The sequence below is a fragment of the Singulisphaera photorubra genome, assembly GCF_045290345.1.
Lineage (GTDB): Bacteria > Planctomycetota > Planctomycetia > Isosphaerales > Isosphaeraceae > Singulisphaera.
The window spans coordinates 91,625-104,751 of record NZ_CP155447.1; the positions used below are offsets into that span (position 1 = coordinate 91,625).

The following is a 13,127-nucleotide window of genomic DNA, read 5'->3' on the forward strand; positions in this document are numbered from 1 at the left end:
GCCTCAACGGAGTTGCCATGAATTCCCCCGTGGTCCGCCGAGGGCTGGCGACCTGGACGATCGCGCTGGCAACGCTGGCGGCTGGGATCTGGAATGGGTGCCCCGCAGTGGCCGGCGCCCCGAAGCCGGACCCTGCGCAGGTTGTCCCGATCGATCAGCTTGCACCCGAGTTCCGCGAGAACGTGTCCGAGGTCATCCGCGACCATACGTTCCATCGCAAGGGCGCACCCGAAACCTTTCCGTGCAACCCACGGATCTACCTGAGCCTGCTAAACGAGCCTGCGCTGACACTGGCCCTGTGGCAAGACTTGAGCACGTCACCGGTTCAGCTTCAGCAGATCGGCCCGAATCGATATCAAGGGAGCGACGGCAACGGGGCGAAAGCGTCCTGGGAATTCGTCCATCGCTCTCCCAAGCTTCACGTGCTCCTGTGCAACCTCGACTACACGAGTCCTCGGGGTGCCGCACACCTTCAGGCTCGGATTGTGCTGATCGTGCACTCGGGCTATTATCGCGAGGTCAACGGCGAGCACTGGGTCCAGCACGACGTCGAAGCCTACGTCAAGGTCGATTCCAAAGGGTGGAAAGCCGTCGCCCGAACGATTCGCCCGTTGCTCGAGAAGCTCCTCGAAGATCAGGTCCGCGAGGCAGGTTGGTTTGTCTCGCTGATGGGGCGGCTGGTCGGGATGTATCCCAACTGGGCGTGCCAGGTCACGATGAAGCAGAATCAGATCCAGGCCGAGACTCGGGAACGGTTCCGCGATGTGGTGATCCAGACGCGACGTGCCGGGGCCTTCACAGGTCGGCCAACCCTGGTCGACAATGTTCCGTCGGACCCTGCAGTCAAGCGTCGTTGACCTGACGGAATCGGGGCCGTATTCCATCCCACTCCCTCGAGCGAAACGGATTTCGCCCGAGGGACGTCAGTGGGAACCGAACCGTATTGATCGGAAGAGCCTTCAGAAGAGGGGCAAGGATGCACCCCACTCTGCGACATTGCCTGGAAGCGACGGTTCGTGTCGCCTCCCGCCTGTTGCCTCAAGGATGCCGACCGCCACGCGCCAAGGCGCGGCGCCGAGCCGCGCCCGAGCTGACGTCGCTGGAAGACCGGATTCTTCAGTACTTCAGCGTCGACGCCACGGTCGTGCCCTCGACCCTCTGGCCGCCGAACCAACGCTATGTGCCAGTGACCCTCACCGGCACCCTGCATGAGTTCTCGGTCGTCAACGGCAGGCAGGTCTTCCAGGAACTTGGCGGCCCGAAAAAGGCAAACTTCCAGGTGACCGACGAATACCGCCGCGATGAGCCCTACGGGCCTATGAAGCTTGAAAACCAAGGGGGTGGAAAGTACACCTTCTCCGTCACCTTCCACCTTCAAGCGCGCCGCGCCGAGGAATTCATCGCGGGCCGGCGTTATTATCTCAACGTCACGGCGCGTGACATCGACGGCTGGGCCGGCAAACAGCTCGCCGTCCAGGTTCCCCGGACCTTGGAAGATCGCGGGCCCGGCCCGCTCCAAGATTTTCCCGTGAGAGGGCACGTAAAAACGAATGCCCTCGGGCATCCCAAAGCCCCGCGTCATGGCCGCATGGTGAAATGACCGTGTGGGGTCGGACGGAACAGGGCAGGGCGATCGCTTATCTCAAGAACCCGAGAGGTAGCTTGAGTACCCCCGCGAAAAAGGTGGCCGCAGTCTCGGCCACGAGGATCGACGCATCAATGGTGACGGACGGGTGCTCGATCGTGCCGGTTACTCGCAGCTTCAACAGGCGGTTGGAAAGATAGGTCCCGATCCGGGCAATCGCCTGCTCGCTCCGCCCCAAAACGTCGCTCAGGCCGGGAATTCGGGAGACCAGGAGTAGGCCCGTCTCGGGGATGATCTTGTTGGTGTTGACCAGGACTTCCAGGTTCAACTGGGTGTCGAAGCCAACCGTCCCCGTGATATGCAACTGCACGAGACGTCCTTCCAACGCGAGCGACTCGACGATTAGTTGCCGATTCGCGATCGTGCCCACCAGATCGCCGTCCTCGAAAAGGCCACCACGCGCCGAACCGAGAAACTTCTCGACCTCACGAAAGATGGGAATTGAGAAGAGCGCGGCGTCATCGAGATCAAGAATCACCCTGCCTCGATAACGTTCGGGCAAGTTCAGGTCCGGGCCGGCCAGGGAAATCTGGCCCGAGATCCGGCCTGTCGCCAGTCGGTGCGAGTCGGATCCAAGCCGGTTGAGGGTGTGAAGGTCGATGTCGGCGAGCTTGACCTGCCCCTGAAACGAGCGATCCGCACCGACCCGGAACGAGCCGTCACCGCGAACCTGCCCCCCGGCGACCCGGGCGGAGCTCGGACGAATCTGGACCGTGCCGGTTCCGGTCGACGGAGTGAAGGCCAACACGACAGGGGCCTGGAACTCACTGATCGGGAGCCCTGCAAATTGTGCCTGATCGACGGAGAGGCTCGCATTCGCGCGGAGTTCCTGGTCAAAACTACCCGTGAACTGGAGCGTCCCGAGCCCACTGATCCGACTCGCGAGATCGGGAGCAAAGACCAACATCCGCTTGAGTGCTGCCCGTTCGATTCGCAGATTGAACCCAACCTCGGCGTTTCCCTGGGGTGGGGTTGTTCCCCAGAAAAGGCCATTGGCCACTCCTCCCATCAACTCACCACTCAGCGGCTCGACACGCCAGACCGTCGGCGACTTCGCGACCACTCCGCGCAACCGGCCGAGCGACTCTTTTTGATCCCACTTGAGGTCGTCGAGGTTGAGGAACCCGTGCAACCAAAGTCCCTTCGTGGCGCCTTCCAGAACCGCGCGAGTATTGGCGTCGATCGCCCCTTGACCGGAGAGGAGCGAGGGACGGCCCGCGATCTGGAACGCTTTCCAGAGTTGATCCAGTGAGAACCCGACAAAGCGGAACTCACCGTTGGCGGATTTGCCCTGAGTCGCTGGCGGCGTCGACGTCAGGGGGATATCGCCCATCGCCTTGAGCTTGCCTCCCAGGCTGTCGGCAGTCACTTCATATTTCAAGACGCCCGGTTCGGTGCGGATCGAGGCACGGACCTGCTCAGCCGGGATCCCCTGAAAGGTCAGGTCGGGGGAGGCAATCCGCAGCTTGGCCTCAATGCCATTCGCGTTCGCGGGAACGACAAAGGCCACACTTCCTTCGGCCTTTCCCGTGAGTTTGACCCCTTGCCCGGGAATCGAGGCGCTCAGCCGAGCGGTATCGATCTCACGGAACGTGGCATTCCCCTCGGCCGCCCCACCCCCCGCCACCGGAATCGTGGCCTCGGCCGAAAGCCGCCCGCCGAACGGACGCGCCTCCACGTCTGAGATCAACACCGAAGCATGATCGGTCATCCAGCGGAACGGAACGTCGCCGAGCGGCACTGGTCCCGCCTGGAAACGCGCAATCTGGCCCGTTCCATCCGTCGTGATCGTCCAGGGGGACAACGTCCCCCGCGCCTCGGCGTGAGCGTTCAGCGTGCCACCGACCGGCGACGGCTGAGGCGCGTTCGGCACCCACGTAAGGATCGAGGCCAGATCCCAATCCTCCACGTTCAACGTGGCCTGATACGCGAGCGGTGGCCGCACGTCGAGCGTCCCCTTGACACTCAAAGGATGGCCGGCCATTTGAGCGGTCAGGCTGGGAAGGTCGAGTCGTCCCTCCTTCAACTGGAACTGGAGCGCGACCCGGTCGAGTGCCGCGCTCCGGTAAGTGATCTGAACGCTTTCCACTTTGCCCGAGACGGACCAGGCGGCAGGATCGGTCGCCTTGGCCAGATCGCACGCTGCCTCGAGATTCATCGAGGCAAGGCCGCCGAGTGACGTGGGCCGCGGCAGTAAGGGGGCGGAAAGCTCGCACAAGGGGAGCTGATTTCCCTCGAACTTTGCCGAGAACGCTCCTGGAGGCGAAATCTCCGCGCGAAGATGGCCTCGAAATCCGCCGGGCGGCAGTGGCCCCTCCGCGGGAACCATCGGCGCCTGATTCCGTGGCGGATTGTCGGGCCCCCCGTCAGGCCGGGCGTCCAGAACGCCACGAAGTTCCTTCAGGTCGAGAATCCCGTTATCCAACTCGAGCCGGGCGGTCAGCAGCGCAAAGTCGACATGGAAGACCGAGGCTTCTTTCAGAGTCACATCACCATCAAAAAGATACTGTTTGATGTCGCTCAGATGACCGAGAGGAAGAGTGGCCTTCGCCTTCATGCTCAGCTTCCCGGTGACCGGCACCGGAAAGGGGAAGGCAGAGAGGAACTGAGCCTTGGCGATCAGTTCGGCCACATCGACATCCTCCAGCTCGAGCTGGGTCGAAATCGTCTTGGGCAATTGCACTGAGAACTTGCGCGGTTCTTCGTCCTTGGCCACCGGCGTCTCGGGATCGGTTGGCGCCTGAAACGCAACGAGTTCCGGGACGAGTAAGGCCCCCCAGGCCAGCCTCGGAGCGATCGAGTCAGACGAGAAGAAGGACGCAGTCAGCCCTCTGAAGAGGCGTTCCACTCGCGTTTCACCGGCCGCCTTGGTGTCATACTCCAGGTTGGCCCCCTGGGCCCGCATCGCCAGGCGGAGCAATTTGACGGGGATCCCCTGAATACTCGCATTCTCCACGTTGGCTTCGCCGGTCGAACCCGAGAGGTCGACTCCCGTTGGATTCAGGACCGCGTGCAGCTCGACCTTCCCCGTCAGCAGCCCGGTGATGCCCGACTTATCGAGTTGCCACAGCTTGGGCGTTTCCTCGACCTTGATCTTCTTCAGCTCCAGGGCGAGTTCGATCAAGGGGGGAGAGCGACCAAAATCGAGCGTACCGCCACCGTGAACCTGACCTCCGATGGCTTCCCCCTGAACCCGTTCGACCCGGACGAGCGCCCCATCGAACCGCAACGTACCGGTGGTGTGATCCGCCGCCAGCTCCAAGGTGGGAAATCGTGCGGACGTACCGAGCAAGGTGACCTCGGTCTTCGCCTGGAACTCCGGGGTTCGGCCCGGGGCCCAGTCGAGGCGTACATCCACATTGACGGGCCCTCGTGGGACGACGTGGGTCCAGACCTCGGAAGGGATGAACGGCACCCGAGCCAACGACTTCGGATCCGCCACGAACCGGGCCCCTTTCAGGATGACGTCACCACATTGATCCACGGGGGCGATCACCCCCGACGCCGTCCATTGGCCCCAGGTTGGATCGTTGGTGCGTCCGGAAAGGATCAGGGTGCGCCCGCTCGGATCCGGCTTGAGCTCGGCGGCGACTCCGGAAACCACCATGTCGTCCGTGCTCCCAGCGCGGTGGAACACGACTCGCGCGTCATCGATCGAAATCCTGGGTAAGCGGAGCGACGGGTCATTCACCCCTTTCATGGTGGGCGAATTCAGAGGACGCCCGGCGTCATCGACCCGGATCGTAACGACAGGCCGCTGGAGCGCAATCATGCTTGGAAAAAAGTGGCCGCGGAATAACCGCCAGAGCGAGAGGTCGGTCGAGACCCGTTCGACCGTGGCGAACGCGACCGAGTTAGTGGTGTGCGGCTCGTGAACGGTGAGACCGATCACCCCCGCCGATCGGCCATTCAGCCACCAATCGCGAATGGTGACCCGGCCCTCGAGTTGCCCCTGGATCGCGCGGACGATCAATGCAGGGACGACCCAGGTCCGGACCACGACGAGCACGAGGAGGGCCACGACCAGACCGCCCCCGAGGGTTTTCCAGACCTTGGTTGAGATTGGCATCGATGGGGTCCCTCTGGAAGCGCTGGCAGGCCAATCGGCAAACACTCGAAATCCGAGACGGTGCAAAACTCTTACCATCCAACGACCAAGATCAAAGTCGCGGTGCGACTTTTGTGGGGAATTGGCGAATTGAAACGGCCAAACGGGCTGCAAGTGGGACGAAACGCCGCCGAGAATCCGGTTGCAAGGAGAAAAGCGAATGCAATCGTCGCAACAAATCTGACCTTCCGGGAATCTGGCAAACCCTCTATAGTTTGCACGACCTATCTCGACATGATACCCAGGACGATATCGTCGCTCAGACAGACAAGGAGGTCTGATGAGTCACTCGTTTACATTTCGGCCCGACACGTGCGATGAAGAAGTCTTCAACGCAGTCAACGTGTGCAACGAATACCGGCTGCCCGAGTCCTTCCGACCCGACGACATCATCCTTGACATCGGCACGCACATTGGCAGTTTCTGCAATGCCGCGCTCGAGCGAGGGGCCCAGCACGTCTACGGGTTCGAGGCGTTCAGCAAAAACTTCGAGTGCGCCCGGAGAAATCTCGCCTCCTACGGCGACCGCGTTTTGATCCAGAACAAGGCGGTTTGGCGTTCCGACAAGCCAGTCAAATCGCTGACATTCTCATCCCTCGAGGATCAGAACAACGCCGCCGGCCACGTCATCGGCGCCCAGGGCGGAACAGGGATCGATGCGGTCTCGTTTGATGAGATCGTCATGGACGTGACCCGAAACGGTCGCAAGCGGGTGCGTCTGGTGAAGCTCGACTGCGAAGGGTCGGAATACACGATCCTCTTCACCTCGAAAAAAATCCACCTCGTCGACAGCATCATCGGCGAGTATCACAACTTCAGCGACAACTACAACAACGGACCGGGCGAAGACCACTTTTTCCACAAGATCCCCGAACACGCCAAGGTCGACGGCTACAATCGCTTCATCCACGAAGACCTCGACATCTTCTTGAAGCAGGCCGGCTTCGACGTGACGATCGTACCGCACCCCGACATCCCCAACCTCGCCGGCTGGTTCTTTGCGCATCGGGTGGCGCCGCCGTCCTTGATCCGCGATCGGATCCAGTGGCACTGGGACGGTGTCAGGCACAAGCTCGACCGGCTCCGCAAGGCGGCCTGAGTCCAATGAGCCGGCACTTTTGCCAGCGAGCGGGCCGATACCGACCCGCTCACGCTCAACGGATCTGATAGCGAACGACGACGGCGGTCACGTTATCAGGGCCGCCACGTTCGTTGGCCCGTTCGATCAGGCGCGAACAGGCCACCTCGGGATGTTCGCTACCGGCAAGGATCTCCGCGATCGCGTCGTCCGCGACGGGCTCGGTCAGGCCGTCCGAGCAGAGGAGCAGGACGTCACCGTCGGCCAGCTTCAGCTTGTGAATCTCGGCGAAAACCCCTTCGCGAGGCCCACCGACGACGTTGGTCACGATGTTGCGGTTGCGGTGTCGCTTGGCATCCTCGGGCGTAATCGCGCCCCCCTGAACCAGGACCTGCACGAGGGTGTGGTCGCTGGTCACTTGCTCGAGAACGCCCTCCTGAAACAGGTAGGCCCGCGAGTCGCCTGCATGCACGATGTAGAGGTCGCTGCCCACGCTGTAGGCGATGGTCATGGTCGTGCCCATCCCGTGTAGCTTGGGGTCGACGCTGGCACGCTCGATGACGTCCCGGTCGGCACGCTCCAGCCCCTGCCGGAGTTCGGTCAACAGCGCATGCTCTTCCCGCCCCTCGAGGTGGAGGAACCACTTGAGCGTATCAAGGACATATCGCTCCACACTCTGCACCGCCACCGCGCTCGCATGTTCGCCCGCCGCCGCTCCCCCCATGCCATCGGCGACGATCATCAAATAACCTTCCTGCTCCGAGAGTCGTGTCCCTTCGGTATCAGGAAGACTGGTCGCGCAGACCGTCATCGACTTGGCCATCCGCGCGATCAGGAAATGGTCTTCGTTCTTGCTCCGCACCTTCCCCTTGTCGGTCTTCCCCGCGAGTTCGACCCGAACCGTCGGCGGGAACTCTCGACCAGGAACCGGGCTGGCGCCGTGGACTTCGAGCGATTGTGTGGAAGGAGATTCCAGACTCGACATCGGTAGATCCAATCTCTTGGCGCAATCGAAGGACCACAGGCAACCTGGAGAATATAACATGCAAAACTAGGGCCAGATCTGATCGAAAAACGGAACTCCAACAGATCCTTGAGGCGACCGCGACCGACTAGAGCCAGTTGCAGGAGAAGCATGCCGAGCAGGCCGAGACCCTGGCCCTGTTTCGCCGCTACGTCTTCGGCCCCCGCCGCGAACGCCTTGCCGACAACCCAGGGCAAGGCCATCTGTTCGATCTCCATGACGCGACTCTGACGGTCGAAGCCGCCGTGACCCCGGAGACCGACGCCAACGCGTCGGGAGATCCGACCCAGGCGGCACGCCCCAAACGGAGAAGCTCGAAGTCAAAGTCCACATCCTGCTCGAAGTGCCGCGACGGCGTGACCAGTCCACCGGTTCCCCCCAAGTCCGTGCCGGGTGGGATTGCCGGCCCAGGGCTGGTCAGCAAGTTTGCCGTTCGTCTCCCGCTTTACGAGGTGGCCAGTTTCGAGGCTTCCGAAGCGGCCGTGCATTTCCGGATCGCCAGGAAGAGCTAGGAGCTGGATCAAAGAGGAAGGGAAGCATATGTCAGTTAAACGGATGGACAACGTCCTCATCGTTGTCGACGATCTCGAAGCCACCAAGGCGTTCTTCGTCGAACTGGGCCTCAAGCTCGAGGGCGAGACGACGGTCGAAGGGCCTTCGGTCGGGAGCCTGATCGGGCTGGGGGATGTCCGGGCCACCCTCGCGATGATGCGGACTCCCGATGGACAGGGCATCGAACTCGACAAGTTTCACACGCCCGACGCGGTCAGGTTCGGGCCGGTGGACGCCCCGGTCAACACGCTGGGCTTCCGCCGCGTCATGTTCGCCGTCGACGACATCGACGCGCTCGTTGCGCGCATGGTCGCCCGAGGGGCTGAGCTTATCGGCGAGATGCGGTACGGGGACTCGTACCGGCTCGCCTACATCCGCGGGCCGGAGGGGATCATCGTCGGGCTTGCCGAGCAGCTTGGCTAAATCACGGCGAGCATGGCAAAATTTGAGGAGGAAATTTTTCTGGTCGCAAAGCGTTTGCAGGAAACGCAATCCGACGACCAGAGCCGCGATCGCGAACGTAATTGACTCGATTGCCCAGATCGTGAAAACCCTGAAGGAAGCGTGGGATTGGTATCAGGACACAAAAAGCTCCCTCCGACGAATAAGCCGGATCGGTCGAGTTTGGTGGGATGCTGTCCCTTGGAATGAAAAACCGTGGAAGGGCGATCGGCATTTCATCGAACTGAACAGCGAAGACGTTACCAAACCAGCCGACAATGGTAGCACCAATCTCGATGACGCAATTGGATTGTTTTGTTCATAAGCAGTTTTCCTTGCACTGTGAGTTCACATCTGGAACCGCGCCGGGGAAGCCGGTGCAAGACGTGCGTGCATCGTGGCCTTGTGCCGCCGGCTGTTAACGCGCCAGCCACATTTTCATCGTTTTGGTGACAAGCTCGGCGGCATCCTGCTGCACGAAATGGCCCGCACCCGGCACCGTAACAAGAGTCAGATCTTTCTCGATCCAGTCCCAGGTTCCATTCAACGCGCCGGGCAACAAGGCCCAATCATCCAAACCGTGAATCATCAACACCGGGCATTTTACTTTCACAACCGGCGAAGTGTCTTCGGTGTACGGCTCCCTGGGATAATTACGTTTGTAGTAATTCAACATCGCTTCGAAATCCGAACGGCGAAATGCTTCGACGTAATTCGTGCGGGCTTGGGGATTTTTCACCCAAGCGGCCAGTCCTTCGGCGGTGAGCTTCAGATGAGCGCCATCCTGCTGGAAGCGCCGGGCATAGACGCTGTTCTCCTGCTGCTTGGGATTGTGCGCCAGTTCTCGATTCAACCCGCGCGGATGCGGCAGGTTCAAGATGACAAGTTTTTCGACCAGTTCCGGCTTTTGCATGGCGAGCACCCAGGCCACCGCGCCGCCCCAATCGTGGCCGACGATGATTGCCTTATCGCGGCCCAGATGGCGGACGACCGTTGCGACGTCCTCGACCAGCAGTCGCATGTCGTAATTCTCCACACCTTTGGGTTTGTCGCTGAGATTGTAGCCTCGCTGGTCAATCGCCACGACCTGGTAATCCTTTGCCAGCCCGTCCATTTGGTGCCGCCAGGTAAACCAATAATCCGGAAATCCGTGGATCATCAGGATGAGCGGCCCCTGGCCAAGGCTGGCGTAGTGGATACGGACGCCGTTGTTCGTGGCGTAGCCATGCTCGACGCGTGTGTCGAGGTTCGGCGGTTCTGCAGCCGGAGCGAAGTTGGGAGCCGCTGTGGAGGCGAACAGGGAGAGCAGAACAAACCCAAACAGTGAGGGGCGCATAGCCAAAGAAAATGTCATGGATTACCTCATAGCTCTTCGATGGACATGGAATGCAAATTGCTTTTCACGCATCCAAGCATGAAAAGCAAATGCCCAACAATGTGCTTTTACCGTCGCAGATTGATCAAATCCATGGGTGCGACTGCTGGCCTTCAAACCAGCCGCCCCATGTATGGGTCGGTGATTCCTTCGGCACCCGTCTCGACACGACCGGCGAGGCGTTTCTCAAACTCCTCGAAGCCCTGCACGAGAAGGCTGAAGTCATACCAGCCCTGGCCGCGGTACGGATTGATCACGATTTTCGTCGGCGCGCTTCCCGCGGCGATGGTCTGGCGGATCGGCTCGGCACCATAAGCGTGGTCCTTGATGATCACGTCGTAGGATTTCCGCGCATCCGTGGTTTTGACTAGCAGCGCGATGTTGCCGGTGAGTTTGCTCGCATCGGCGGGTGTGCGCTCGTAATCGCACTCGATGAGCAGCGCCGGATCGTTCGCGCTGCCGCGGTGCTCGCGGTAGAAGCCGTTGGGACCACACACGCGAAGGTGATAGAGCCCATTTTCAAAGGACGCCACAGGCCAGGAGTCGGTGAGCCGGTCCCCGGCGATGACGGCGTAGGACCGGCTGCCCACGTGCTCGAAGGCGGCTTGCTTTCCATCCGCGCCAGCGGCGGCGTATTTGACCGGCGTGAAAATGTTGAACGGCGACCCGGCGGAGCGTGCGCCGAAGACTTCATTGCGTGCTTCCAGCCCGACGGACAGCGTCTTGCGGTCGTCGCTCAAGCGCGCATCGGCGTAGAGCTGGTAGGGTAGCGCGTTCGAGGGTTTCACGCCGGGTTCCTGCTGCGGCAGATGCGGCGAAGTGCGCGGATCGTTCACCGTCTTCGCGATTTCATCCGCCGTCAGCATCCGGTAATTGCTCGGCAGCGGCTGGAACTTGGCGTCATAGATGCCCTTGATGAACGGCGTCTTCTCAAGCGTGGCGAGCTTCCGGTCAGCGCTCGCATCGAACGGACGAAACGCGGAGGTGAGGTCACCGCACACCGTTTTGCGCCAAAGGCTGATGGTGTTTTCCGTGATCTGCTTCCCGGTCTTTTTGCCCAGCCAGTCCTGCACGAAGCGAAAGACCGAGGTGTGATCGAACACCTGCGAGCAGACCCGTCCGCCGCGGCTCCAGGGCGACGCGATGACCATCGGTACGCGGTAGCCGAGGCCCGTCGGGCCTTCGCGCGCTTCCTTCTCCGCGACGCCGTGCGCCAGCTCCTGCGCGCGGCGGATGAACTCGACGCCCGTGTCGATGCCAGGCGAGCACTTACCGGTCTCGGGCTTAGCCGGATCAGGCGCCGTGAACGGCGGGATGTGATCGAAGTAACCGTCGTTCTCGTCATAGTTCAGGATAAAAATGGTCTTCTTCCAGACCTCGGGATTCTTCGTCAGGATGTCGATGACCTCGGAGACATACCAACTGCCATACCAGGGCGTCGAAGGATGGTCGCTGAAGTTCGCCGGAGCCACGAGCCACGACACGGCGGGAAGCGTGCCGCTGTTCACGTCCTGGCGGAACTGGTGGAGGATGTCGCCCTTCGGAATCTTCAACTCGCGTTTCTTGCCGTTTGCTTCGTAGCTCAGGCTCGTGAGCTGATGCTGGTCGGGATCGCCCACGTTCGTGCTGAAGGCTTTCTCATAGAGGTTCCTCGCTTCGCCGCTGAGCTGCTCGAAGTTTTCCCGGCTCCATTTCTTCAACTCATCCTGCGCCTGGCGGAGCACATCTTCCTTTTTGGCGATGTCCTTCTTCGCCTTGTCCAGCGTCTGTCGCGCCTTGTCGAAGGCCTTCTTCGCTTCCGCCGTATCGCCAGCCTCCGGCAGCGGTCTCGCGAGCACCGCCTTTAACTTCTCGATCTCGCCGGGCAATTGCTCAGTCTGCGCTTTGAGTCCCGCGACATAGCGCGGGGAAAAGCGCACGTTGAACTGCGAGAGTTCCTCCAACGGGTTGTCCCCAAAGTTCGACAGCCAGGAGCGCGCTTCGCCGGAAAATCCCCCGCCGGCGGTGAGCTCATTTTGGTAAACCTTCCAGGAGACGCCGTGCTTTTCGAGCACCTCCGGAAAGGTCGTCCAGTGCGCTTCGCCATAGGGAACGTCGTTGCGAATGTAGGCCTTCGCGTCGCCGTTCTGCTCACCGCGAACCGTCCCGGACCAAAGGTAAAACCGGTTCGGCGTCGTGCTGGTCATCGCGGAGCAAAAGTTTTGGTCGCAAACCGTGAAGGCATCCGCCAGCGCGTAATTGAACGGCACATCCTCGCGTGTGTAATAGCCCATGGTCATCGGCATGCGCTCGGCGCCCTTGGCGCTGACTTTCTTCACGTCGATCCAGCGATCGAATTTGCCGCCGTTGTGCGCATCGACCTGGTCGGAGCGCGAGTGCGGTGTGGAGCCGAGCCAGGTGATGTTCGTGCCGCGGATGTCGAAGCGGAAGGGCGCATACGTCTCGCCCGCGGCGTTGCTCTGCAGCCAGACGGGATTGCCATTGGCGAGCCGGACCGCGCGCGGATCGTTGAAACCACGCACGCCCTTGAGCGTACCAAAGCAGTGATCGAACGAGCGATTTTCCTGCATGAGAATCACCACATGCTCGGCGTCCGCATACGTGCTGCCGGGCGCGGGTTCGATCGCCGCCGCCCTGGCGATGGATTCGAAAGGGGAACCATTCCAGCCGACCGCTCCGGAGAGCAGCATCGCCTTTTTGATGAAGTCGCGGCGGGTGTCCATGGGTGTTGTGTCCAGGGAGGAGGGTTAGAGGCGAAGGTCGCGTCATCCGCCGGAAACGACGGGAGGCTGAGAGTGCGAAGGACTGATTGCACCGGGGACGGCAAACCCCTAATCCTAGTCTCAGCGAGAGAGGATTACCATCGGCGCCACCGGCAGAAACGACGTTCCACGTATCACCCAA

9 protein-coding genes are annotated in these 13,127 nt (G+C 61.4%); 5 read left to right on the top strand and 4 right to left on the bottom strand.

What is annotated here, in order from left to right:
• Nucleotides 1-17 precede the first annotated feature (17 nt).
• Together V5E97_RS00330 and V5E97_RS00335 are read left to right on the top strand one after the other, a co-directional pair.
• The gene (locus tag V5E97_RS00330) at nt 18-857 is read left to right on the top strand and encodes a hypothetical protein (RefSeq protein ID WP_406697258.1); all 840 of its coding nucleotides are present in this window, start codon (nt 18-20) and stop codon (nt 855-857) included.
• Nucleotides 858-976: 119 nt separating this feature from the next.
• Nucleotides 977-1,600: a hypothetical protein gene (locus V5E97_RS00335; RefSeq protein ID WP_406697259.1), complete on the top strand. Its 624-nt coding sequence runs from the start codon at nt 977-979 to the stop codon at nt 1,598-1,600.
• Between the two features lie 37 nt (nt 1,601-1,637).
• Here the strand turns inward: V5E97_RS00335 and V5E97_RS00340 are convergent, their stop codons facing one another.
• Nucleotides 1,638-5,714, bottom strand: a complete 4,077-nt coding sequence (locus tag V5E97_RS00340) for an AsmA-like C-terminal region-containing protein (RefSeq protein ID WP_406697260.1) — start codon at nt 5,712-5,714, stop codon at nt 1,638-1,640.
• 319 nt (nt 5,715-6,033) lie between these two features.
• Here V5E97_RS00340 and V5E97_RS00345 point away from each other — a divergent pair, with 319 nt between their 5' ends.
• Nucleotides 6,034-6,852, top strand: coding sequence for an FkbM family methyltransferase (locus V5E97_RS00345; RefSeq protein WP_406697261.1), 819 nt, complete (start codon nt 6,034-6,036; stop codon nt 6,850-6,852).
• A 55-nt stretch (nt 6,853-6,907) separates the two neighbouring features.
• On the opposite strand, the gene V5E97_RS00350 is transcribed toward V5E97_RS00345, so the two are convergent.
• A complete protein-coding gene (locus V5E97_RS00350; RefSeq protein ID WP_406697262.1) occupies nt 6,908-7,816 on the bottom strand; it encodes a PP2C family protein-serine/threonine phosphatase in 909 nt (302 codons plus the stop codon).
• Between the two features lie 137 nt (nt 7,817-7,953).
• On the opposite strand from V5E97_RS00350, the gene V5E97_RS00355 reads away from it, so the two are divergent.
• Both V5E97_RS00355 and V5E97_RS00360 read left to right on the top strand, forming a co-directional pair.
• Nucleotides 7,954-8,367, top strand: a complete 414-nt coding sequence (locus V5E97_RS00355; RefSeq protein ID WP_406697263.1) for an IS66 family transposase — start codon at nt 7,954-7,956, stop codon at nt 8,365-8,367.
• A gap of 28 nt (nt 8,368-8,395) precedes the next feature.
• Entirely contained in the window at nt 8,396-8,830 is a 435-nt protein-coding gene (locus V5E97_RS00360) for a VOC family protein (protein WP_406697264.1), read from the top strand.
• Between the two features lie 436 nt (nt 8,831-9,266).
• On the opposite strand, the gene V5E97_RS00365 is transcribed toward V5E97_RS00360, so the two are convergent.
• Both V5E97_RS00365 and V5E97_RS00370 read right to left on the bottom strand, forming a co-directional pair.
• The gene (locus V5E97_RS00365; RefSeq protein WP_406697265.1) at nt 9,267-10,202 is read right to left on the bottom strand and encodes an alpha/beta fold hydrolase; all 936 of its coding nucleotides are present in this window, start codon (nt 10,200-10,202) and stop codon (nt 9,267-9,269) included.
• Nucleotides 10,203-10,336: 134 nt separating this feature from the next.
• Nucleotides 10,337-12,946 (bottom strand): phosphocholine-specific phospholipase C, encoded by a 2,610-nt coding sequence (locus V5E97_RS00370; RefSeq protein ID WP_406697266.1) that lies wholly within the window; start codon nt 12,944-12,946, stop codon nt 10,337-10,339.
• Between the last annotated feature and the right edge of the window lie 181 nt (nt 12,947-13,127).

Bases quoted from the DNA above. Each gene is read 5' to 3' on its own strand.
- V5E97_RS00330 (WP_406697258.1), top strand. From the start codon at position 18: ATGAATTCCCCCGTGGTCCGCCGAGGGCTGGCGACCTGGACGATCGCG.
- V5E97_RS00335 (WP_406697259.1), top strand. From the start codon at position 977: ATGCACCCCACTCTGCGACATTGCCTGGAAGCGACGGTTCGTGTCGCC.
- V5E97_RS00340 (WP_406697260.1), bottom strand. From the start codon at position 5,714: ATGCCAATCTCAACCAAGGTCTGGAAAACCCTCGGGGGCGGTCTGGTC.
- V5E97_RS00345 (WP_406697261.1), top strand. From the start codon at position 6,034: ATGAGTCACTCGTTTACATTTCGGCCCGACACGTGCGATGAAGAAGTC.
- V5E97_RS00350 (WP_406697262.1), bottom strand. From the start codon at position 7,816: ATGTCGAGTCTGGAATCTCCTTCCACACAATCGCTCGAAGTCCACGGC.
- V5E97_RS00360 (WP_406697264.1), top strand. From the start codon at position 8,396: ATGTCAGTTAAACGGATGGACAACGTCCTCATCGTTGTCGACGATCTC.
- V5E97_RS00365 (WP_406697265.1), bottom strand. From the start codon at position 10,202: ATGACATTTTCTTTGGCTATGCGCCCCTCACTGTTTGGGTTTGTTCTG.
- V5E97_RS00370 (WP_406697266.1), bottom strand. From the start codon at position 12,946: ATGGACACCCGCCGCGACTTCATCAAAAAGGCGATGCTGCTCTCCGGA.